This window comes from Flavobacterium reichenbachii (genome assembly GCF_002217435.1).
Classification (GTDB): domain Bacteria; phylum Bacteroidota; class Bacteroidia; order Flavobacteriales; family Flavobacteriaceae; genus Flavobacterium; species Flavobacterium reichenbachii.
On record NZ_MUHF01000021.1, the window covers coordinates 271,401 to 293,008 of the forward strand.

Consider the following 21,608-nt stretch of genomic DNA (forward strand, 5'->3'; position numbering starts at 1 on the left):
GGATAAAATATGATAATTATCATATCGAAAGGAGAATCGTAAAAGTATAACAAAAATATCCGTAAAAACCCGAATTAAGAATTTAATTTTCTGTTACTGAAATAGTTAGACATAAATGTCACAAAACTTACGATCGTAATTGTACTCAAAGGCATGATAATAGCAGCCACCAGCGGAAGAAGATTTCCTGTAACTGCAAATGCAAGTCCTATAACGTTGTAGAGCAATGATAAAGCAAAACTCATTTTAATGATAAAGATTGCTTTACGGGATAATTTTAAAAAATAACTGAGTCGAGAAAATTGACTGGCATCCAAAATGACATCGCAGGCAGGGGAGAAAACATTGACATTTTCTGAAATAGAAATACCAACATTGCTTTGTGCCAAAGCTCCCGCATCGTTTAAACCATCTCCAACCATCATTACATTCTGTCCTTTCTCTTGCAGTTTTTTTATAAAATCCAGCTTTTGCTCAGGTTTCTGATTGAATATTAATTCTATATTCTTTGGCAAAAGAGCTTCTAAATGGTCTTTCTCGCCGTCGTTATCGCCAGAAAGAACCTTTATTTGATAGTCTGTATTAAGAGTTGCAAATAATTTTTCCAGACCTTCCCTATATTGATTTTCAAATACAAACTTTCCGTAATAAAGAGAATCTATTTCAATATGGAGCGATGTCCTTTTTATTTCTAAAGCATCTGTAACTGCACTTTCAACAAATTTTGCGGAACCAATTTTAATTTTTTTATTCCCAATAGATGCTAAGATTCCTTTTCCGGTAATTTCCTGAAAATCATCAATTTTAATTTTCTTTTCTTCTGGAAGAAAGTCATAAAGCATACGGCTTAATGGATGATTGGAAGCTCTTAATGTATTTTTAATAAATATAAAATCTTCATCAGAAATAGCTTTTCCTTCATAAGCTATGTTTGATTTTTTATTGGTTGTAATTGTTCCTGTTTTATCAAAAACTATAGTATTTACTTTTGCTAACTGCTCAATCACTAAGGCATTTTTGAGGTATAATTTCTGCTTGCCCAAAATCCTTAAGATATTTCCGAAAGTAAATGGAGCGGTTAGCGCAAGGGCACACGGACAAGCGACAATTAATACTGCTGTAAAAACATTAAAAGCTGTATTGGCATCAATAAAAATCCAATATCCGAAACCTCCAAAAGCTATCAATAGTAAAATTGGAGTAAAGTATCTGCTTATTGCATCGGTAATAGTTTTGTGTTTTTGATCTACATTTTTCTGAAAAATATCGTTACTCCACAATTGAGTCAGATAACTTTGAGAAACAGAATGCAAAACTTCCATTTCAATAATTTTCCCTATTTGTTTTCCACCCGCAAATATTTTATCGCCGGATTTTTTAGTAATAGGAACTGCTTCTCCTGTTACAAAACTATAGTCAATTTCGGCACTTTCACTTATTAAAATTCCATCAACCGGAATTAGTTCCTGATTTCGTATTAAGAGTCGATTCCCTTTTTCGACATCGTAAATCGGCAGACTTTCTTCTGATAAATCTGAATTAATTCTCGTAACTGCTATTGGGAAATAAGATTTAAAATCACGTTCAAAACTTAAAAAACTATAGGTTTTTATTTGAAACATTTTACCAAGCAGCATAAAAAATACTAGACTTGCCAAACTATCAAAAAAACCTGAACCATAATTCATGAAAATATCATAAGTACTTCTAATGAACATTACAATAAGACCTAATGCAATCGGAATGTCGATATTAAGCATTCCGGATTTTATACTCTTGTAAGCCGAAACATAATAACCGCTTGCAGAATATAAAAAACTAGGTAAAGCGAGAATAAAAATCAAACCTCTAAAAAAAGGTTTATAATTGTCCAGCCAAAATTCTTTTATTTCAAAATATTCCGGAAATGACAATAACATTATATTACCGAAACAAAAAAAGGCAACTCCGAGTTTGTAAGTAAGACTTCTGTCTATATTACTTTTGCCGGTTTCGTAATTTTCTAAACTAATATAAGGTTCATAACCTATCGAACTTAATGTATAAACTATAGTTTTGAGTGATACAATATTTGAATTATAGGTAATACGGACTTTTTTCTCTGGAAAATTAACTTGTGAGATGCTTATTCCCGGTTGAATTCTATTTAGATTTTCTAGAATCCAAATACAAGAACTGCAGTGTATATGAGGAATATTTAATGAAACAATGGCGGTATCTCCTTCCTGAAATTCTAGTATTTTTGAAAGTATGGCTTCATTTTCTAAAAAATCATATTTGCCTTTGATGTCTTGAGGCGTTGCTCCGGGAGATTTTTGAAAATCGTAATATGAGGTTAAATCGTGGCTGCTGAAAATTTCGTAAACTGTTTTGCATCCGGCACAGCAAAATAATTTTTCATCAAAATGTATTTCTTCATTTTCATCAATGGCCAGACCGCAGTGAAAGCAATTTTGCGCACTCATAATTTGTTTTTTTAATGATGCAAAGATCAAAACAACAAGCAATTATAAAGATGACAATTATCATATTTTAATTAAATTGACCTCTAATGTAACGAAATAAAATAGTGAAATAACAATAGATTTCATTTTATTAAATAATTTAATCAATAATACCGCTTTTAACTCCGAAATATGCGTAATTTTGCAGCAAACTACTATGTCATGAATAAATGTGACCAATGCATTGTACGACAGCTCAGCTCATTAAAAGCTCTTAACAAAGAAGAAGTTATAAAATTAGCAAACAGCAAAACTACTTATCAGATAAAAAAAGGTGAAGCTATTTTTGAAGAGGGTGAAGTAACCAATGGTGTTTTTTGTATTAAAGACGGAGTTGGAAAACTGTCTAAATTAAGTGCCAACGGAAAAGATCAGATTGTAAAACTGGTTAAATCGGGAGAACTTTTAGGGCAGCGTTCTATGATTAGCAACGAGCCTGCAAATTTATCGGCAAAAGCTATTGCAGACATGGAAGTTTGCTTTATTCCGAAAACCGAAATCATAAATTTCTTTAATAATAACAATCAGTTTTCTTTAAACATGATGCAGGCTGTCTGTGAAGATTTAAAAGAATCTGAAAATGACAAAATTGCTTTAGTTCAAAAAACAGTAAAACAGCGATTAGCAGAAACGCTATTACAGCTTCATGAAGATTTTGGAGAAAACAGCGACAATACTCTAAAAGTACAGTTAACCAGAGAGGAATTAGCTGGTATAATCGGAACCGCAACAGAAAGCTGCATAAGATTATTGTCTGATTTTAATAAACTGGAAATGATTGAATTGTCTGGAAAAAAAATTATTCTCAAAAACATTAAAGCATTAAAAAAACTGGCAGATCAATTATAATTTTTTAGCTTCATTCCAAAATACATCCATTTCTGCTAAACTCATATCCATTAAAGGTTTTCCTAATTCTTCTGCTTTGCTTTCTAAATATTGAAAACGTTTAATAAATTTTTTATTAGTTCGTTCTAAAGCATCTTCCGGGTTTACATTTAAAAATCGGGCATAGTTTATCATCGAAAATAAAACATCACCAAACTCTGCTTCTATTTTATCCTGATCACCAGACTTTACCTCTTCCTGAAGCTCTTCAAGCTCTTCTTGTACTTTATCCCAAACCTGATGTGATTCTTCCCAATCAAAACCCACACCTTTTACTTTATCCTGAATTCTACTGGCTTTTACCAATGCAGGAAGACTTTTGGGAACACCTTCTAATACTGATTTTTTACCTTCTTTAAGTTTGAGTTTTTCCCAGTTTTGTTTTACTTCTTCTTCGTCTTTTACTACAGTATCGCCATAAATATGAGGATGACGATGAATCAGTTTTTCACAGATTTCATTACACACATCTGCAATATCAAAATCATTGGTTTCACTTCCTATTTTGGCATAAAAAACAATATGCAGGAGCAAATCTCCAAGCTCTTTTTTTACTTCATTAAGATCATTATCCAAAATTGCATCGCCTAGTTCATAAGTTTCCTCGATCGTAAGATGTCTTAATGTCTGCAAAGTCTGTTTTTTATCCCACGGACATTGCTCACGAAGTTCATCCATTATGATTAATAATCTTTCAAAGGCTTTAAGTTGAATTTCTCTGCTCATTTTTTGAAGTATTTGATTTTATTGCAAGTGATGTAAAAGTAAAAAATCCTGTTAAGAAAAACATCTTAACAGGATTATAATATTTGAAATGCAGCAGAACTACTTTTCTTCTTTTTTAGATGCTGCTTTTTTTGCAGGTTCTTTTTTTACTGTTTCCTTTTTTGCTGCAGGCTCTTTTTTTACTGCTGCTTTTTTGGGCTTTTCTTCTACAGCTGGAGCTGCTTCTTTAGCTTCTTCTGGAGCCGGAGCTAAATCTGTAACTAAACCTTTAGCTTGAAGTGTGTTGTACCAGTTTAATACTTTTTTAATATCAGAAGGGTAAACTCTTTCTTCATCATAATCTGGTAAAATTTGTTTAAAATAAGCAGCCAAAGCTGCATTGTCTTCTTTATGAGAAATAGCCTGACCTTTATTTTCTTTAACGGCAATGCTTTGCATTACTTCTGTTAATGGTTTTTCACCACTGTACGTGTATATTGAGATTTCTGACAATAAACTTACGTTACTTTTTAAGTTTACGGTAATTTTTTTTCCATCAATTAAAGATTCAGCCACAAAACCTGTACGAGTCTGCACCTTCAATTCATATAAACCTGGTTTTCCAGAAATGGCTAAAATTTTTGCTAAATTCATTTTTATTAAAATTAGTATTAAGAATTTGATTTATTTTAAGATTCTAAAAACATAGAATTTTTTATCTTCCTTTTTTGGCTCCAAAAAACTTCATTCGATATTCCTGAAAAGTTTTCCCTTCAGTAATATTTTTCAATTTCTTTTGAATCAAACGTTTTTTTAGTGAGGATATTTTATCTGTAAACAAAACTCCTTCGATGTGGTCATATTCGTGCTGAATTACTCTTGCAATCAATCCGTCAAAAACTTCTGTTTTCATTACAAAATCTTCTTCACAATATTCGATTGTCACAGTTGGTTTTCTGTATACATCTTCGCGGACATCAGGAATACTAAGACAGCCTTCGTTAAAACTCCACTCTTCTCCTTCTTCTTTTACGATAGTTGCATTTATAAAAGTTTTCTTGAAACCTTTTAAATCATTTTGTTTTTCAGAAGAAAGATCCTCATCATCGCTAAAAGGAGTTGTATCTATAACAAACAAACGAATAGGCATACCTACCTGCGGTGCAGCGAGTCCAACTCCGTAAGCATTGTACATGGTTTCATACATGTTTGCTATCGTTTCTTTTAAGTTAGGGTAATCTGGTGTTATTATCGTACCCACTTTTCTTAAAACGGGATCACCGTATCCTACAATTGGTAATATCATTTATCTTTTTTTAATGTAATTATGTACTGAAAAACCTAAATTTGGTTCCTCTGATTCAGCTGGCAAAAATAGTAAAAAATAGTCAATGAATAATTCTAAACCTTTATTATCTTATTTTTTTTACCCGCTTTGCAAAACTCATCTATAATAATGCCAAATTAACTCTACAATTCTTACCTTTGGTTGTAAACCTCCATATATGATTGACCGTATCTCAAAATTTACTAACAGCACCTCTTTTTTAAACGCTTCAAAAGTAACAATCGCTTCAGTAGTTCCTGTTTTGATTTTGAATCTTTTAGGTCATTTTGAAATAGGTTTTACAATTGCATTAGGTGCTTTCTATACGTATCCCAGCGATATTCCAAGTTCATTAAGTCATAAAATAAAAGGACTTATTGTGGCTTCTTTTATAGTATCTGGAGTTAATTTATTAGTCAACCTCACCTACCCTTTTCCTTATTTATTTTATCCTTTTCTTGGATGTCTGCTGTTTTTATGCTCTATGATATCTGTTTACGGACAGCGTGCAACATTGGTTTCTTTTTCTGCTTTATTGTCTATTTCTTTATCATTTGGACATATGCATGAAGGACGAGAAGCTTTTGAATATTCTGGTTTTATTTTTATTGGAGGCATTTTATATTTAATAGTTTCGCTTGTATTTCATTTTGTACAGCCTTATAAATATGTAGAATTACAAATTGCCGAAGGAATCAAATTAACGGCTAAATATTTAAAATTAAGAGGCGATTTATGGAGTCCCGAAGCCAACAGACAAGCTATAATTGAGAAACAGCTTGAGGTTCAGGTAGAATTAAATTTAATTCACGAAGATTTACGAAAAATGCTGATTGGCAATCAAAATACATCAGCAGCAACAAGTCAGAATCGAAAAATGCTGCTCGTCTTTATCACACTTGTCGAAATACAGGAACTTGCTTTATACACTTCTTTTGACCATAATAAACTTCACGAAAAATTTGCTAAACATCCGGATGTTCTTCGAACTTATCAAAATGTAGCTTATAAACTAGCATCAACATTAAAAAAACTTTCTAAGAATGTACATACAATAAGTACGTATGTAGATAAACAAGATTTAAAAAATGAACTTGACGCTCTGGCATTTGCAATTTTTGATTATGAAAAAAGTCTAGGAAAAGAAGAGGCAGCGGAAGGCGTTTTAATGCTGCACAACATGCTGAACTATGCCAAAAATCAAGTTGGAAAAATTAAAACTATTCAACGTGCATTTTCACTAGCTATGCAGTCTTATAAATTAAAAGGCAAGGATAAGGAATTAGAAAAGTTTTTGACACCTCAATATTATCCGTTCCGTACTTTGATTGAGAATTTAAGCTATTCTTCTTCTATTTTCAGACATTCACTGCGACTGACAATTACAATACTTATTGGTTTAGTTATTGGAAATATTCTCACATTACAAAACTCCTACTGGATTTTGCTGACCATAGTTGTAATCATGAGGCCCGGTTATGGATTGACCAAAGAACGCTCTTATAATAGGATTTTCGGAACCATTTTAGGAGGTTTAATTGCCTTCGGAATTGTTTCACTAATTCAAAATCATGTTGTTTTAAGTATCTTCTCTATTGTCTGTATGCTTCTTGGAATTTCATTTACTCAAATCAATTATAAGATAAGCGCCACATTTGTAACCATGTATGTTGTCTTTATTTACGGAATCCTAACACCAAATATCGTTGAGGTAATTCAGTTTAGAATATTAGATTCACTTACAGGCGCTATTTTGGCTTTTATGGCCAACCAGTTTTTATGGCCGGCATGGGAGTTTATCAATACGCCTATACATATCGAGAATTCTATTAGATCAAATAGAGATTACCTGAAAGAAATTGCTGGCTTTTACAATATAAAAGGAGAAGTTCCGACTTCGTATAGACTGGCCAGAAAACATGCTTTTGTAGAGATAGGCAATTTAATGACATCATTTCAGCGCATGATGCAGGAACCTAAGTCAAAGCAAAAAACGATGCCTTTGGTTAATAAACTAGTTGTTCTAAATCATTCTTTACTTTCTGCTCTGGCATCTTTATCGACTTATATTCAATCGCATCAGACAACATCGGCATCGGAATCTTTTAATTATATCATAAAAACTATTTTATTAAACTTAGATCATTCTATCAGCATTTTAAGAAATGAAACTATTATTACTGATACTTTTTTTGATAAAGATGATGTTACTTTAAAATTTGAAGAATTAAAACGCATAAACTTTACACGACTTCAAAAAGATGATGAGCTCGACAAAGAAACCCGCCAGGCAAAAATGCAGGAAGCGCAGATGGTCATTGAACAGTTGATTTGGATGAGTGATTTAGCAGAAAAAATATTAAACATTACGAAAGACCTAAAAACAACAAATCCAGATTAATTCATCTGGATTTGTTTAGATTATATTTTATAAAACCTTAGTTATTTAACTTTAGCACTTCAGAAGTATGTTTTCTCAATTCTTTTAAAAGCTCAGGTTTATCGTTTAATGTCTGACCATAAGAAGGAATCATTTTTTTCATTTTTTCTTCCCACTCTGGTGTTTTAATCTGATTGGTAAAACATCTGCTGATTAAGTCGATCATGATCGCAACTGCAGTAGATGCTCCTGGAGAAGCTCCTAAAAGAACTGCCATAGTTCCGTCATGCGTATTGATAACTTCTGTTCCGAATTCCAGAACACCGCCTTCTTTTTCATCTTTTTTAATTACCTGAACACGCTGACCTGCTTTCTCAAGCGTCCAGTCTTTAGAACGTGCTGTAGGCAGATATTCGCGTAAAGCTTTCATTCTGTCTTTTGGAGACTGACGTACTTGCTCTATTAAATATTTTGTCAGTGGTATATTATGAAATCCCGCTGCCAGCATAGGAATTAAATTGTTTGATTTTATAGATAAAGGCAGATCTAAATAAGATCCATTTTTTAAGAATCGAGTTGAAAATCCTGCAAATGGACCAAAAAGCAAAGCTTTTTCACCATCGATTACGCGGGTATCAATATGAGGAACAGACATTGGAGGTGCTCCAACACTAGCTTTTCCGTAAACTTTTGCCTGATGTTTAGCAATAACCTCCGGATTTGTACATTTTAACCATTGTCCGCTAACTGGGAAACCACCGTAACCATTTCCTTCTGGTACGTTTGCTTTTTCTAACAAAGGAAGTGAACCTCCGCCAGCGCCAATAAATACAAATTTAGTATATGCTTTACGTATCTTTCCAGTTTCTACGTCTGTAATTTTAATTCTCCATGATTTGTCTTCGCGCTGCTTTAATTTTTTAACTTCATGATTAAAGTATAAAGAAACTCCATCTAGTTTTTCTAAATAATTAAACATGCTTCTTGTTAAAGCTCCAAAGTTTACATCTGTGCCAATAGGCATATAAGTTGCAGCTAATTTTTCATTGTTTTCTCTTCCTTCCATCACAAGAGGCATCCAATTTTTTAACTGATCAAAATCTGTACTGAAAAGCATCTGCGAAAAAATAGGATTGCTTTGCAATGCTTCAAATCTTGTTTTAAGATATTCTACATTTTTTTCGCCCCACACAAAACTCATATGAGGAACACTTTTTATAAAATTATCAGGAGACGGAACTTTATTTTGCTGCACTAAGTAAGACCAAAACTGGCGTGAAATCTCAAAAGATTCTGCAATACTTATTGCTTTTTTAGGATCAACACTTCCGTCAGCCTTTTCAGGAGTATAATTTAATTCACAAAAAGCAGAATGCCCCGTTCCTGCATTATTCCATGCATCAGAACTTTCGGCAGCGGCAACATCTAATCTTTCGTAAATTTCTATTTTAATATCTGGTTGTAATTCTTTCAAAATCACTCCAAGAGTGGCACTCATAATTCCAGCTCCAATAAGTACTACATCACTATTTGAACGTATTGTTTCGTCAGGCATAACAGTATTTTATTTTAAAATGCAAAGGTACTTTTTTAATTGCAAAAAAAAAGTAATAATTACATGATAAAAGTTAGGATTTTCTAAAAATATTGTAAAAATGAGCTTTATTCAGACCAAAATCTAAAAACGCTTAGAAGAAAGATAGTCTTGAAGCATTATCGTTGCAGAAATTTCATCGATCAAATCTTTGTTCTGACGCTGTTTTTTACTCAGCCCGCTGTCAATCATTGTCTGAAAAGCCATTTTTGAAGTAAAACGCTCATCCATGCGAATTACTTTCATGTCTGGAAAAATATTAGAAAAATGAGTAACAAAACCTTTTATAATACCAGCACTTTGAGAAGGTTCGCCGTTCATTTGTTTTGGTTCGCCAATTAACACCGCTTCTACTTTTTCTTTCTCAAAATAATCTTTAAGAAAATCAACTAAAGTATTAGTAGGAATGGTTGTTAAACCAGAGGCTATAATCTGCATTTCGTCTGTTACAGCTATTCCAGTGCGTTTTTGTCCGTAATCTATTGAGAGAATTCTTGGCATTTTTTAATTTTTATCAAAGGTACTAAAGGAAAAAATACAAACCCAAATGAACCGTGATTAATTGGTAAAAAAAATCCGTTCTGAAAATTCAAAACGGATCTCTATCCAACTATTAAAAACTAAAAGTAAATTCAACAAACCTATCTATTGAATAACCTTTTAAAAAATCCTCTCTCCTCTTCTTCGCCATCTTCTTCCTCATATTGAGCAAATTTGGCCTGCGCTTTTTCGTGCTCAAAAATTAGTTCTTTGATATACTCTACATAAGATCTCTTTTTTTCTTCTAAAAAGCCAATCAAATATTTCTCACTAAATTCTACACCGCTTGCAGCTTCAATCTGAAGCAGTTTTTTATACAAAGGCTCAATGTGCAGCGAAATCACTTCTTGAGGCACAGACTGTCTTCTTCCAAAATAATTCACAATAACTCCATCCTCATCTTTTGCAATGTCAAAATCGGTAATTACCCAGTAATATCTTCCTGATTTTGCAAGGTTTTTTACAATTGCATGAAAGTTTTTTCCGTTTTTAAGATTTTCCCAAAGTACTTTAAAAATCACTTTTGGCATATCGGGATGACGAATGATATTGTGGGGTTGTCCCATTAATTCGTAATCTTCGTAGCCGCAGACATCTATAAATACTTCATTGGCATATTCTATAATACCAAACGCGTTGGTTTTGCTCATGATAACCTGGGTTTTATCCCAAGAAACTTCTTTATCTATTATAGGTCTTTGGTTTTGGAGCTGATTTTCTTGATTCATCTTTTTACTGATTATATATATTGTCTATGGCAAGGCATTATTAATTCGGTACTTATTTTTGTATCGAAATTAACGGTGCAAAACTAATTAGAAGAAAAAGTTCAAAATCTGACTTTTGTCATATTCTGATATAAAAAAAACTTTTAGAGGATTTTTTAATTGAAATAATTGATATGAACCGTAAAAATTTATTTATCAAATTAAAAACAAAAAGTTAAATCTGTAACATTTTCAAAGGGTTTAACTTTTTTGATTTTACACAAATACGCTATCTTTGCCAAAAATTAAAAACTATGAATTCTTTACAGACAATAATCGAACAAGCTTGGGAAAACAGAGCTTTATTACAAGAAACTGCTACAACAGATGCTATTAGAGAAGTAATCGAATTGGTTGATGCAGGAAAACTACGTTGTGCTGAGCCAGTTGGTGACAAATGGCAGGTTAACGAATGGGTTAAGAAAGCAGTTGTAATGTATTTCCCAATTCAAAAAATGGAAACATGGGAGTCAGGTATTTTTGAATATCACGACAAAATGCTTCTAAAAAGAGGTTATGCTGAAAAAGGAATTCGTGTAGTGCCAAATGCAGTTGCACGTTACGGAGCTTATATCTCTAGCGGTGTTATCTTAATGCCTAGTTATGTAAATATTGGTGCTTATGTAGACGAAGGAACAATGGTAGATACTTGGGCAACTGTAGGAAGCTGTGCTCAAATTGGTAAAAATGTACACTTAAGCGGTGGTGTTGGTATTGGTGGTGTTTTAGAACCATTACAAGCTGCTCCGGTAATTATTGAAGATGGTGCTTTTATAGGTTCTCGCTGCATTGTTGTAGAAGGCGTTCACGTTGGTAAAGAAGCAGTTCTTGGTGCAAACGTATGCTTAACAGCTTCTACAAAAATTATTGATGTAACTGGTGATGAGCCTGTAGAAATGAAAGGTTTTGTTCCTGCTCGTTCTGTAGTAATTCCTGGAAGTTATACTAAAAAATTCGCTGCTGGTGAATTTCAGGTTCCATGTGCTTTGATTATTGGTACTCGTAAACCGTCTACAGATTTAAAGACTTCACTTAATAATGCACTTCGCGAATACGATGTTGCAGTATAAGTTTTAGACTATATATTTTCAATTTAAAAAATTCCAAATTACAATCGATTATATGATTGGAATTTGGAATTTTTTTGTTCTGTTTTTATAATAACCTGTATTTCAATTGAAAGTACTTCAATTTTATAAGTTATAAATAAACCTTATATTATCATAAATTTGTCATACACAAGACATTTTGCAACATAAAACAAAGAATCTTTGACGGTTTGTAAAACACAAATCATGTCAAAAAGAAAAATAAAATTATCTGTAATTATTCTGACCTATAATGAAGAACTTTATATTGAAGATGCAATAAATTCGGTTTCATTTGCAGATGAAATTATTGTATTAGATTCTTACAGCAATGACACTACGGCAGAAATTGCAAGACGTTTAGGCGCTAAACTAATTTATAGAAAATTCGATAATTACTGCAGACAAAGAAATTTTGCCATTGAAGCTGCAACCGGAGAATGGATTTTGTTTTTAGATGCTGATGAAAGAGTCTCTACTCCCCTTGAGTTTGAAATATTAAACAGCATTAATTCGAATACATATGATGCGTACAGAATTTGGTTTCCTCATTTTTTTATGGATCGGTTTTTATTTCATTATACAGATAAAGTTACCCGTTTGATAAAGAACAACGATATATCTTTTGAAAACGAAGTTCATGAAAAATTAATTTTAAAATCGAAACCTGGGCTTTTAAAAAATCATATGATTCATTATACCTATAGAGGTTTATTTAATTTTATTAGCAAAAAAGATAAATACGCTTGGTTTCAGGCAAAAATGTCTTTTGAAAAAGGAAAAAAAGCAACTCTTTTTTTACTGTTTTTTAAACCCTTATATCGGTTTTTCCATACTTATTTTGTAAAGAGAGTTTATCTTGACGGCGTTCCGGGATTGGCCGCCGCAGCGATTGATGCGTATGGTGTATTCTCACGATATGCCAAAATCATCCTGCTCGAAAAACAACTAGAATAATTTTAATTTTCCGAATTTGATTTTCAATCTAAAAACCAACAACGAATCTTTCCCTTTAATGTCTATGCGTTTAATTTCATAATTATCTTTAAAAGGAAAAGTATTAGGGCGATTGCCAATTTTGAGTCCAAATTTTATTTTATTCTTAACGAGTATGTTTTTAAAATTTGCCTTTTGATCTCTTTCTTTTGGATAATTTCCATAAGGATAAGCAAGAGCCCGATACACATGTAAATCATTATTTTTAATAAACTCCTCACATTTCAAAAAATCATTTTCTATTTCTGATGCTGTTAACAATCGATATTTTTTATGCTCATAAGAATGATAACCCAACTCAATTAAAGCTTTTGGCAACTCTTTTAATTGCTCAATGTTCATTATTTTTTGTTCGGCATCTTCAGAATTATTATTCCATAAATCTGTTTTACCAATGAAATGAAACGGAATAAAAAAACTAGCCTTTAAATTGAATTTTTCTAATAATGGAACCACATAAGTCAATTGATTTTCGGTTACATCATCAAATGTGAGCACAATGCTTTTTTCCGGAACACTCTCTAGGTTTTCTAATGCTGCAAAATGCAATGTTTTAAAGTCATTATCAATTAAATACTGAAATTGTTTTTCTAAGTTCTCTGCTGAAATTGTGAGTTTATTACTTTCAGATTCCCTTTGACAAACATTGTGATACATTAAAATTGGGAGTTTAGACATTTTAACGTTTTTTTTCGGCAAAGTTATTAATTTATAGTATTATTTTTACAAAATATTTTATTTAAGATATGATTACAACTAAATTAACCATTGTAACATTTTGTTATAATGATGAAATCAGCATAAAAAAGCAGATTGAAAATATAGCATTCGCTGATGAAATTATCTTAATTGATGACAATAGCTCAGATAAAACCGCTGTTATTGCAAAAGAGCTTGGAGCGGTTGTACTGCAACAAACTGAGAACAATAAAACGCAACAAATAAACGCAGCAATAGAAATGGCTCAAAATAATTGGATTCTGACTTTGGACCCAAATGAATCTATTTCTACTGAATTAAAACAGGAAATTTTAAACAAAATTTCCTGCGCAGATTCTCAAGAATTTTACTTTGCAGAACAAACTTTATTTTTCTTTGGAAAAACCATAAAATATGGCGCTTTCTACAACAAAAAAAGACTTTTTTTATTTAATAAAAGCAAAATTTCAAATGAGGAAATAAAAATAATTCCAGCAAAAATATTCTTTAAAAGATCAAAAACATTAAAAAACAAGATTAATTTATACGCCTATAAAAATTTTGACGATTACAATTCCAGTTTAAATTCTAAACGAAAAGAAGAAGCTTTGGTTTTATTCCATAATAATATAAAACCCAATTTTTACCACTTTTTCATCAAGCCTTTTTCTAGTTTCGTACGCCAGTATTTTTTAAAATTTGGATTAATAGACGGTCGCGAAGGCTTTATTCTTGCCTACATTAACTCCTTTTCTATTTTAAAACGCTACTTGATTTTATGGTTGTTATATCGTAAAATGGAATAGTATTGTCTTCAAAATATAGCTCTCTTACCAATCAAATCCAGAATGAAAATATTAATTATACAGCAAAAAAGAATTGGAGATGTTTTAGCAAGCACTATTTTATGCAACACCATAAAAATACAATATCCGCAATCTACTGTAGATTTTATGTGTTATCCCAATTGCAAAGATGTTTTATTAGGCAACCCAAATATTGATTCCATCATTTTATTACCTGAGGAAATACGAAAATCCTATCTGAACTTATTTAAGTTTATTTTTGAAATCAGGTCAAAAAAATATGATGTTTTAGTCGATGTGTATGGTAAATTAGAAACCAATCTAATAACCTTATTCTCAGGTTCATCTCTAAAAATATCGTATTATAAATGGTATTCTTCTTTGTTTTACAATTATAATTTTAAGCGAATAGCAGGCAATACCAAGACAAAATACGGTCAGGCGATAGACAACAGGCTTTTATTATTAAAACCATTACATCTAGGTTCTCAGAGTATCAATCCATATCCTAAATTATATGTAGATCCAAATGATAATCAAGAAGCTCTGCTCCTATTTAGCAAATACAAAATCAGTAAATCGCAAAAAACAGTAATGATCAGTCTTTTAGGAAGTGAGAAATTAAAAACGTATCCATTAGAATACATGGCAGAAATAGTAGATTTTATTGGAAATAATAATGGCATCACAATTTTGTTTAATTATTTTCCGGTTCAAATAGAAGATGCAAAAAAAATATACAATCTGTGTTCAAAAAAAACACAGGAAAAAATACATTTTGACTTACTCGCTTCTAATTTGAATGCATTTATTGCTACCATGAATCTTTGTGATTTTATAATAGGAAACGATGGAGGAGCAATCAATATGGCAAAAGCACTAGACAAACCTACATTTACCATTTTTTCACCACACGTCAGGAAGAATGACTGGGCAACTTTTGAAGATGGTCTTCAAAATATTTCTGTACATTTAAATGATTTTAAACCGGAGTTACTCCGGAAATTCTCTGAAAAAGAAATGAAAATAAATGCTTCTGAATTGTATCAGGAATTAAAACCAGAATTATTTAAAGACCAAATTTCTGCCTTTATTAATCGTCATTTATAGAAAAATCAAAAATGCGGAGAAAACGTAAAGATCATTTTACTTTATAATAACCTTTTAATTTTAATATTCCATCAGTGAAATTGATTGGAATTTGTTTTTTTTTTGCTTCAATTTGCAAATCTTATTTAAATACCACTTTGTAAATGAAGATACTTGTTATCCAACAAAAAATGATTGGAGACGTTTTGATAAGCAGTATTATATGCAATAATTTGCGTACGGCATATCCTGATGCTCAAATCGATTATTTAGTTTACGCCTCTACAACTCCGGTTTTAGAAGGCAATTCAAGTATTGACAATATTATTTTGTTTGAAGAAAAACATCGTCAGAGTAAGAAAGAATTATTGAAACTTGGATTTCAGATTCGAAATGAAAAATACGATTTATTGATTGATGCTTATTCCAAATTAGAAAGCTGGATTTTGGTATTACTAAGTAATGCCAAACGAAAAATATCTTATAAGAAACCTGGCAGAAACTTTTTATATACAGATAACGTTCCGTTTGAGCCTTTTCCAAAAACAAATTTAGGACTCGCTATAGAAAGACGTCTTTCGTTATTAGAACCTTTAAATATAAAGACAAACATAGATCCGATTCCAAAATTATTTGTTTCGGAAATAGAAAATCAGGAAGCAAAAGCTCTATTTGCAAAACACAATGTTCGACAAGATAGAAAAACGGTAATGATCAGCCTTTTGGGGAGTGAAAAACTAAAAACATATCCTTTGGAATTTATGTCTAAAGTAGTCGATTATATTGCAGACCATGCTGATGTTAATATCCTCTTTAATTATTTTCCAAAACAGCTTGAGGAAGCCAAAATAGTTTTTGATCATTGCAAAATCTCAACTCAGGAAAAAATTTATTTTGATTTACTGGGCGGTGATTTGAGATCTTTTATTGGCTTAGTAAATCAATGTGATTTGATAATAGGAAATGATGGAGGCGCTATAAATATGGCAAAAGCACTTAATAAACCTTCTTTTATTATATTTTCGCCTTGGATAGAAAAGAAAATCTGGGCGACTTTTGAAGACGGGATTCATCATCTTTCTGTACATCTAAAAGATTATCGTGATGATTTGTTTGAACACAAAACAGAAAAAATGCTTAAAAAGGAATCTTTATCTTTATATCGGGAATTTAAACCTGATTTTTTTAAAGATAAAATTGAATTATTTTTGAATCAAAATCTTAGTTAGCGTAAAATGATTTCTGCAGAAAAACAGCTTTTAACAGCATTGCTAATTACTCACAATGAAGAACATAATATAAAATCTGTTCTTGAAAATCTGTCTTTTGCAGACGAAATTATCGTATTGGATTCTTGTAGTTCTGATAAAACTTTTGAAATAGCCTCTTCTTTTAAAAATGTAAAAGTAGTACAGCGTACTTTTGATAATTTTGCTTTTCAGCGAAATTATGCTTTAAGTTTAGCCTCAAACAAATGGATTCTTTTTATTGATGCAGACGAAAGACTTACATCTAAATTAGAAAAAGAGATTATTTCTGTGATCAATCAAAAAGACAGTGCAGCTGCTTATTTTATGCGCCGCAAGTTTATGTTTAAAAACCAAAAACTAAATTTCAGCGGCTGGCAGACTGATAAAATCATTCGCCTTTTTAAAAAAGAAAATGCCTCGTATAATCGCGAAAAAATCGTGCACGAAAAACTCATTGTAAACGGAGAAACTGCAAAACTAAAGAATAAGCTTATTCATTATTCTTACACTGATTACAATAATTACAAGCAAAAAATGATTTTTTACGGCCAGTTAAAAGCACAGGAAGAGTTTGAAAAAAAGACTAATCCAAACTTTTTCCATTTTTACATTCGGCCGGCATACAAATTCCTTTATCAGTATATCTTTAGACTAGGTTTTTTAGATGGCAGAAAGGGAATAATAATCTGTTATCTAAATGCTTTAAGTATTGCAGTTCGCTTTGAGGAATTAAAAAAAATAAGAAAAGAAGTTAAGATTTCCAAAATTTCAATTTCTTCTTAAGTCTTTTTTTTCTAAAAAATTCTTCTTGAAAGTTTTCAGTTGCCTGCCACATAGTTTCAAAAATTTCAGCTTCAGTTTTTGCTGTATAGAATTTTGAATATTCATTACTCATAACTCTAATCATTTCTTTTTGCGGAGTTAATCGTCTAAAATTAGCCATTCTCTGCTCAAAATTCATATTTTCATGAAAATTCATTCGGTTTAAATCAACCAAAAAGAAATCATATTTACCGTCATTTACTTTTTTAATCAAAGTATTTCCAGGCGAATGATCTAAAAACTCTACTCCTTTTTGATGAAGATCAAAAGTAAATTGGGTAAATTGTCTTAAAATAGAATTATGATCGGGATAATCTGGAATCTCGACCAACTCTCTATACGTCAATTCTGTAATTAAATGTTCGCTCGCATAATAACTGTCTTTTAAACCAACAGCATTAAAATTTTCAAGAAATGCAATTGGAGCCGGTGTTCCAATTCCCTTTTGTAATAAAAGAGTAGCATATTCAAAAGAACGCTTTGCTTTAGATTTTCTAAAATAACGATATGCTATTTTATTGATCAAATTGGGAATCTTAAATGATTTTATATTTATAGTTTTTCCATTTAAATCGAACAGCTTTATTTTGTTTCGATCGCCATTTCCAAAGAGCTCTCCCGAAGAATTAAACTGTTTGATTTTATCAAGAATTAACGGAGTATTATTTTCGAAAATTGGATTTACTTTAAAATTCATAGCGAGGTTTTATAAACACAAAAATACATATAGGATTTAAAACTTCAAATTATTATTGTATTTTCGTAAAAAAATAACACCAAAATAATCGTTTTTTTAATTTACTCAAAGAATGTGGTTTAATCTGCTAACTTTTAACTAAAAAAGACTGTATATAACAAAAAAATACTATTTACAAAATGACAATTATACACGTATCTGCTGTAAAAAACTGGGGAGGTGGAGAAAACCATATTGAAACTTTATGTTTTGAACTAAAAGAATCTAATCCAGAAGTCAAAAATATTATTTTATGTGTAAAAGACAGACCTTTTCATGAGCGTCTAAAAAAAACAGATATTACTTTTGAAACTGCTCCGCTGGCGTATAATTTAGATTTTAGATTTTCACTAAAATTAATTCAAATTGCTAAAAAGTACAAACCAGACGTCATTCATATTCATGATCCATCGGCAATTGCTTTATCAATAATTGCCGATAAATTATACAAGCTGCCTCCCTTTATATTTAGTAAAAAAACATCGTTTGAAATCAAGCATAAAAAACTTACTCTTTATAAATATAATTATCCAAAAATTAAAAAAATATTCTGCGTTTCTAATGAGACTAAGAGAATTTGTGAAAAATCAATTGAGGATAAAAACAAGCTTGTTACAATTTACCACGGAACTTCATTGTTAAATAAAAATTCTGAAACACTTTTTAATTTAAGAGAAAAGTTTGCAATCGACCCGTCTAAAACTATAATTGGGAATATTGGCAACCATATCAGAGCCAAAAACCTTGAAACATTTGTAGAAATAGTAGATCATATTATTAATAAGTTAAATTTAAAGAACTTTTACTTTATACAAATTGGAACTTTTACAGACAGGACCGATGATTTGATCAATAAAATTGTAGAACTTAAATTAGAAAATCACGTACAATTTCTTGGTTATACGCTGAACGCGTCAAACTATATTCCACAATTTGATATCTTTTTAATGACTTCTCAAAGTGAAGGAATCCCAGAAGTTATATTTGAAAGTTTTTATCACAAAAGACCCGTTATAAGTACAGATGTTGGAGGAATTCCAGAAATAATTGAAGATGAAATAAACGGTCTGCTGACTCCAAGACATAACCCTGAATTGATGTCTAAAAAAATTGTATCGCTTTCAAACGATCAAATATCAATAAACAATTTTACAGACCTGTCTTATAAAAAATTAATGTCTAGCTTTTTAGCTTCTACTATGGCACAAAACATGCTCAAAGAATATAAAAATTTAGCTGTTTAGTATTTTTTAATTATATTTAAAGAACTAAAAAACAATACTAATACATATTAAAAATTAGATCATAAACCTTAATTACAAGCATTTAGTACGTTTTACGAAATCAATATTTCAACAATATGCTGGAGTTTTGAATCAAAAAATTTAAAAAAACATAAAAACTAATTCTTGCTTGACAAAGCGGTTTATATTGTTAAATTTTCCTTAATTTCGCTTTAAATTTGAATAACAAGAACATTATGCATATTACATTAGTAAGCCTTGACAATTGGGGATTCAATAACCACATTGCAACTACCTTAGAACAGCAGGGCCATAATGTACACCATATAAATTTTAATAAATACGAGTTCAAATATCCCAACTTACTTTTTAGAGCTTACAATTTATTCCTAAAAACATTTCTTAAAAAGAATCTTAAGACAATTTATTTTGGAAAAAAAATCATTGAGAATCTTAAAGAAGTAAAACAGACTCAGGATTTGATATTGGTTATTAAAGGAGATTTTATTGACCCTAAAAGCATTCAGGAATTCAAAAAATACGGAAAAAAAACAATTGCTTATTTTAACGACAATACGATTCGCTGTCCTAAAATTATTCGTGTAATGCCGCATTTTGATGAAGTTTTTTCTTTTGAAAAAGAAGACTGCAAAAAGTATAATTTAAAATTTGCTACAAATTGGATTTACAATTCGGTATGTGTTAAAAACGAAAAACCATTTGAATATAAGGTTTTTAATATCATTTCTAAAGACAAGAGACTTCCTATTCTTGCAAGAATTGCGGCTGATTTAAAATCTAAAAATATCAGTCAGAAGATATTTGTTTATGATAAAAAGTTTCAAAGAAGAACTTCAGCTATTGAATATATAACAAATCATATTCCTCTGTCTGAAATTAACGAATATAATAACCGCTCTCAGGTTTTGCTGGATATCAATAGAAAAAGTCAAAACGGACTTACATTTAGAGTTTTTGAGAGTATTGGTCTTCAAAAAAAACTGATTACTACAAATGCTGACATAGTAAATTATGATTTTTACAATCCAAATAACATTCTCGTGATTGACGAAAAAAATCCTAATATACCTGTGTCTTTTTTTGATAAAGAATATGAAAAATTACCAGAAGACATTTTCAAAAAATACACCTTAGAAGGCTGGATTGAAAATGTAATATATAATACCCTAAAATGATTATGCCACAAAACATATATATTCTCTGTCCTCCAAAAAAAGCTACCGGAGGACCAGAAGCATTGCATCAATTAGGATATATCCTGAATTCGTTAGGATATAACGCAAAAATGCTATACTCAAAATATAAAAAAGATCCCATCCATCCTTTTTATAAAAGATATAATGTTCCTTATGTAATGAAGGTAAAAGACAGCGCTGATAACGTGATGATACTTCCGGAATCAATGACTAATCTTATTGCAAAATACCCGCTGGCAGAAAAAAAAATATGGTGGCTGAGTCTGGATTTTTACGAAATTCTGATGAACAGCCGAGAAAAGAAAAAAAACTGGATTAGAAAATTAGTTGTTCCTTTTAAACATACTGAATACAGATTTGAACCTAATAAAACGGTTACACACTGGTATCAGTCTCAACGAACAAAAGAATTTTTATTGACAAAGAAATTAGATAACGAAATTGCTTATTTATGCGATTACGTTACAGAACTTTTCTTTGAGGATCTTCCTGAATCTTTTCAGAAGGAAAATATTATTACTTATAATCCAAAAAAAGGACTGGATAAGATTGAGAAATACATGACTCTTCTTCCTCAATACAAATGGACGCCATTGTCTGGAATGACGAGGGAAGAAATGAGAGATACCCTGCGTAAAGCCAAACTTCATATTGATTTTGGTTATTTTCCGGGCCGAGACAAAATTCCGAGAGAAGGTCTGGTATCGGGAATCTGTCTTCTGACGGGTCGCGACGGAACTTCTGCATTTAAAGAAGATTTGGGAATTCCAGAAAAATATAAATTGCATGCTGATGATGTTCAGACTGAAAAAGTAATCGAATTAATTAATCATACAATGAATAATTATGACGAAGTTTTTACAGAATTCTCCGATTTCAGAGCATTTGTTATGACTGAAAAGGAAAGAATGATTGAAGATGTAAAAAAGCTTTTTAGTAATAAATAACAGTCCAGA

General features: G+C 31.1%; 20 protein-coding genes. 11 read left to right on the top strand and 9 right to left on the bottom strand.

Annotated elements, in window-relative coordinates; translation table 11 throughout:
• Positions 1 to 74: 74 nt before the first annotated feature.
• Positions 75 to 2,465, bottom strand: a complete 2,391-nt coding sequence (locus B0A68_RS18410) for a heavy metal translocating P-type ATPase (RefSeq protein WP_035683682.1) — start codon at positions 2,463 to 2,465, stop codon at positions 75 to 77.
• A 201-nt stretch (positions 2,466 to 2,666) separates the two neighbouring features.
• On the opposite strand from B0A68_RS18410, the gene B0A68_RS18415 reads away from it, so the two are divergent.
• Entirely contained in the window at positions 2,667 to 3,353 is a 687-nt protein-coding gene (locus B0A68_RS18415; RefSeq protein ID WP_035683684.1) for a Crp/Fnr family transcriptional regulator, read from the top strand.
• Here the strand turns inward: B0A68_RS18415 and mazG are convergent.
• The 3 genes from mazG to def form a co-directional block, all read right to left on the bottom strand.
• Positions 3,348 to 4,118 (bottom strand): nucleoside triphosphate pyrophosphohydrolase, encoded by a 771-nt coding sequence (gene mazG / locus B0A68_RS18420; protein ID WP_035683686.1) that lies wholly within the window; start codon positions 4,116 to 4,118, stop codon positions 3,348 to 3,350. The genes B0A68_RS18415 and mazG overlap by 6 nt on opposite strands.
• Before the next feature lie 99 nt (positions 4,119 to 4,217).
• Positions 4,218 to 4,751 carry a DUF5606 family protein gene (locus tag B0A68_RS18425; RefSeq protein WP_035683688.1) on the bottom strand — a complete coding sequence of 178 codons (534 nt, stop codon included), beginning with the start codon at positions 4,749 to 4,751 and terminating at the stop codon, positions 4,218 to 4,220.
• Positions 4,752 to 4,812: 61 nt separating this feature from the next.
• On the bottom strand, positions 4,813 to 5,403 hold the full coding sequence (gene def, locus B0A68_RS18430; RefSeq protein ID WP_035683691.1) for a peptide deformylase: 591 nt from the start codon (positions 5,401 to 5,403) through the stop codon (positions 4,813 to 4,815).
• A 199-nt stretch (positions 5,404 to 5,602) separates the two neighbouring features.
• On the opposite strand from def, the gene B0A68_RS18435 reads away from it, so the two are divergent.
• Positions 5,603 to 7,825, top strand: coding sequence for an FUSC family protein (locus B0A68_RS18435; RefSeq protein ID WP_035683693.1), 2,223 nt, complete (start codon positions 5,603 to 5,605; stop codon positions 7,823 to 7,825).
• 37 nt (positions 7,826 to 7,862) lie between these two features.
• On the opposite strand, the gene B0A68_RS18440 is transcribed toward B0A68_RS18435, so the two are convergent.
• The 3 genes from B0A68_RS18440 to B0A68_RS18450 all read right to left on the bottom strand — a co-directional run bounded on the left by B0A68_RS18440 (position 7,863) and on the right by B0A68_RS18450 (position 10,666).
• On the bottom strand, positions 7,863 to 9,359 hold the full coding sequence (locus tag B0A68_RS18440) for a malate:quinone oxidoreductase (RefSeq protein WP_035683695.1): 1,497 nt from the start codon (positions 9,357 to 9,359) through the stop codon (positions 7,863 to 7,865).
• A 123-nt stretch (positions 9,360 to 9,482) separates the two neighbouring features.
• The gene (ruvX, locus tag B0A68_RS18445; RefSeq protein WP_035683697.1) at positions 9,483 to 9,899 is read right to left on the bottom strand and encodes a Holliday junction resolvase RuvX; all 417 of its coding nucleotides are present in this window, start codon (positions 9,897 to 9,899) and stop codon (positions 9,483 to 9,485) included.
• Between the two features lie 140 nt (positions 9,900 to 10,039).
• Positions 10,040 to 10,666, bottom strand: a complete 627-nt coding sequence (locus B0A68_RS18450) for a PAS domain-containing protein (RefSeq protein WP_035683700.1) — start codon at positions 10,664 to 10,666, stop codon at positions 10,040 to 10,042.
• 293 nt (positions 10,667 to 10,959) lie between these two features.
• Between B0A68_RS18450 and B0A68_RS18455 the strand changes: the two genes are divergently transcribed.
• Both B0A68_RS18455 and B0A68_RS18460 read left to right on the top strand, forming a co-directional pair.
• Positions 10,960 to 11,775 (top strand): 2,3,4,5-tetrahydropyridine-2,6-dicarboxylate N-succinyltransferase, encoded by an 816-nt coding sequence (locus B0A68_RS18455; protein WP_035683702.1) that lies wholly within the window; start codon positions 10,960 to 10,962, stop codon positions 11,773 to 11,775.
• Positions 11,776 to 12,000: 225 nt separating this feature from the next.
• Positions 12,001 to 12,750 carry a glycosyltransferase family 2 protein gene (locus tag B0A68_RS18460; protein ID WP_035683704.1) on the top strand — a complete coding sequence of 250 codons (750 nt, stop codon included), beginning with the start codon at positions 12,001 to 12,003 and terminating at the stop codon, positions 12,748 to 12,750.
• Here B0A68_RS18460 and B0A68_RS18465 read toward each other — a convergent pair.
• Entirely contained in the window at positions 12,742 to 13,467 is a 726-nt protein-coding gene (locus B0A68_RS18465) for a polysaccharide deacetylase family protein (protein WP_035683707.1), read from the bottom strand. The genes B0A68_RS18460 and B0A68_RS18465 overlap by 9 nt on opposite strands.
• 68 nt (positions 13,468 to 13,535) lie before the next feature.
• Between B0A68_RS18465 and B0A68_RS18470 the strand changes: the two genes are divergently transcribed.
• From B0A68_RS18470 to B0A68_RS18485, 4 genes are all read left to right on the top strand, one after another.
• Entirely contained in the window at positions 13,536 to 14,294 is a 759-nt protein-coding gene (locus B0A68_RS18470) for a glycosyltransferase family 2 protein (protein WP_035683709.1), read from the top strand.
• A 42-nt stretch (positions 14,295 to 14,336) separates the two neighbouring features.
• A complete protein-coding gene (locus B0A68_RS18475) occupies positions 14,337 to 15,404 on the top strand; it encodes a glycosyltransferase family 9 protein (RefSeq protein WP_035683711.1) in 1,068 nt (355 codons plus the stop codon).
• Between the two features lie 143 nt (positions 15,405 to 15,547).
• Positions 15,548 to 16,612, top strand: a complete 1,065-nt coding sequence (locus tag B0A68_RS18480) for a glycosyltransferase family 9 protein (RefSeq protein ID WP_035683713.1) — start codon at positions 15,548 to 15,550, stop codon at positions 16,610 to 16,612.
• A 6-nt stretch (positions 16,613 to 16,618) separates the two neighbouring features.
• Positions 16,619 to 17,416 carry a glycosyltransferase family 2 protein gene (locus B0A68_RS18485; RefSeq protein ID WP_035683715.1) on the top strand — a complete coding sequence of 266 codons (798 nt, stop codon included), beginning with the start codon at positions 16,619 to 16,621 and terminating at the stop codon, positions 17,414 to 17,416.
• Here the strand turns inward: B0A68_RS18485 and B0A68_RS18490 are convergent.
• Positions 17,385 to 18,152: a hypothetical protein gene (locus B0A68_RS18490; protein ID WP_035683717.1), complete on the bottom strand. Its 768-nt coding sequence runs from the start codon at positions 18,150 to 18,152 to the stop codon at positions 17,385 to 17,387. The genes B0A68_RS18485 and B0A68_RS18490 overlap by 32 nt on opposite strands.
• A gap of 179 nt (positions 18,153 to 18,331) precedes the next feature.
• Between B0A68_RS18490 and B0A68_RS18495 the strand changes: the two genes are divergently transcribed.
• From B0A68_RS18495 to B0A68_RS18505, 3 genes are all read left to right on the top strand, one after another.
• Complete coding sequence (locus B0A68_RS18495) at positions 18,332 to 19,435, top strand: glycosyltransferase family 4 protein (protein WP_035683719.1); 1,104 nt, start codon at positions 18,332 to 18,334, stop codon at positions 19,433 to 19,435.
• A gap of 236 nt (positions 19,436 to 19,671) precedes the next feature.
• Complete coding sequence (locus B0A68_RS18500; protein ID WP_035683721.1) at positions 19,672 to 20,631, top strand: CgeB family protein; 960 nt, start codon at positions 19,672 to 19,674, stop codon at positions 20,629 to 20,631.
• 2 nt (positions 20,632 to 20,633) lie between these two features.
• On the top strand, positions 20,634 to 21,599 hold the full coding sequence (locus B0A68_RS18505) for a hypothetical protein (RefSeq protein ID WP_123947525.1): 966 nt from the start codon (positions 20,634 to 20,636) through the stop codon (positions 21,597 to 21,599).
• Positions 21,600 to 21,608 lie beyond the last annotated feature (9 nt).

Excerpts from the sequence above, each read along its gene's own strand:
- B0A68_RS18410 (WP_035683682.1), bottom strand. The coding sequence starts at position 2,465 with ATGAGTGCGCAAAATTGCTTTCACTGCGGTCTGGCCATTGATGAAAAT.
- B0A68_RS18415 (WP_035683684.1), top strand. The coding sequence starts at position 2,667 with ATGAATAAATGTGACCAATGCATTGTACGACAGCTCAGCTCATTAAAA.
- mazG (WP_035683686.1), bottom strand. The coding sequence starts at position 4,118 with ATGAGCAGAGAAATTCAACTTAAAGCCTTTGAAAGATTATTAATCATA.
- B0A68_RS18425 (WP_035683688.1), bottom strand. The coding sequence starts at position 4,751 with ATGAATTTAGCAAAAATTTTAGCCATTTCTGGAAAACCAGGTTTATAT.
- def (WP_035683691.1), bottom strand. The coding sequence starts at position 5,403 with ATGATATTACCAATTGTAGGATACGGTGATCCCGTTTTAAGAAAAGTG.
- B0A68_RS18435 (WP_035683693.1), top strand. The coding sequence starts at position 5,603 with ATGATTGACCGTATCTCAAAATTTACTAACAGCACCTCTTTTTTAAAC.
- B0A68_RS18440 (WP_035683695.1), bottom strand. The coding sequence starts at position 9,359 with ATGCCTGACGAAACAATACGTTCAAATAGTGATGTAGTACTTATTGGA.
- ruvX (WP_035683697.1), bottom strand. The coding sequence starts at position 9,899 with ATGCCAAGAATTCTCTCAATAGATTACGGACAAAAACGCACTGGAATA.
- B0A68_RS18450 (WP_035683700.1), bottom strand. The coding sequence starts at position 10,666 with ATGAATCAAGAAAATCAGCTCCAAAACCAAAGACCTATAATAGATAAA.
- B0A68_RS18455 (WP_035683702.1), top strand. The coding sequence starts at position 10,960 with ATGAATTCTTTACAGACAATAATCGAACAAGCTTGGGAAAACAGAGCT.
- B0A68_RS18460 (WP_035683704.1), top strand. The coding sequence starts at position 12,001 with ATGTCAAAAAGAAAAATAAAATTATCTGTAATTATTCTGACCTATAAT.
- B0A68_RS18465 (WP_035683707.1), bottom strand. The coding sequence starts at position 13,467 with ATGTCTAAACTCCCAATTTTAATGTATCACAATGTTTGTCAAAGGGAA.
- B0A68_RS18470 (WP_035683709.1), top strand. The coding sequence starts at position 13,536 with ATGATTACAACTAAATTAACCATTGTAACATTTTGTTATAATGATGAA.
- B0A68_RS18475 (WP_035683711.1), top strand. The coding sequence starts at position 14,337 with ATGAAAATATTAATTATACAGCAAAAAAGAATTGGAGATGTTTTAGCA.
- B0A68_RS18480 (WP_035683713.1), top strand. The coding sequence starts at position 15,548 with ATGAAGATACTTGTTATCCAACAAAAAATGATTGGAGACGTTTTGATA.
- B0A68_RS18485 (WP_035683715.1), top strand. The coding sequence starts at position 16,619 with ATGATTTCTGCAGAAAAACAGCTTTTAACAGCATTGCTAATTACTCAC.
- B0A68_RS18490 (WP_035683717.1), bottom strand. The coding sequence starts at position 18,152 with ATGAATTTTAAAGTAAATCCAATTTTCGAAAATAATACTCCGTTAATT.
- B0A68_RS18495 (WP_035683719.1), top strand. The coding sequence starts at position 18,332 with ATGACAATTATACACGTATCTGCTGTAAAAAACTGGGGAGGTGGAGAA.
- B0A68_RS18500 (WP_035683721.1), top strand. The coding sequence starts at position 19,672 with ATGCATATTACATTAGTAAGCCTTGACAATTGGGGATTCAATAACCAC.
- B0A68_RS18505 (WP_123947525.1), top strand. The coding sequence starts at position 20,634 with ATGCCACAAAACATATATATTCTCTGTCCTCCAAAAAAAGCTACCGGA.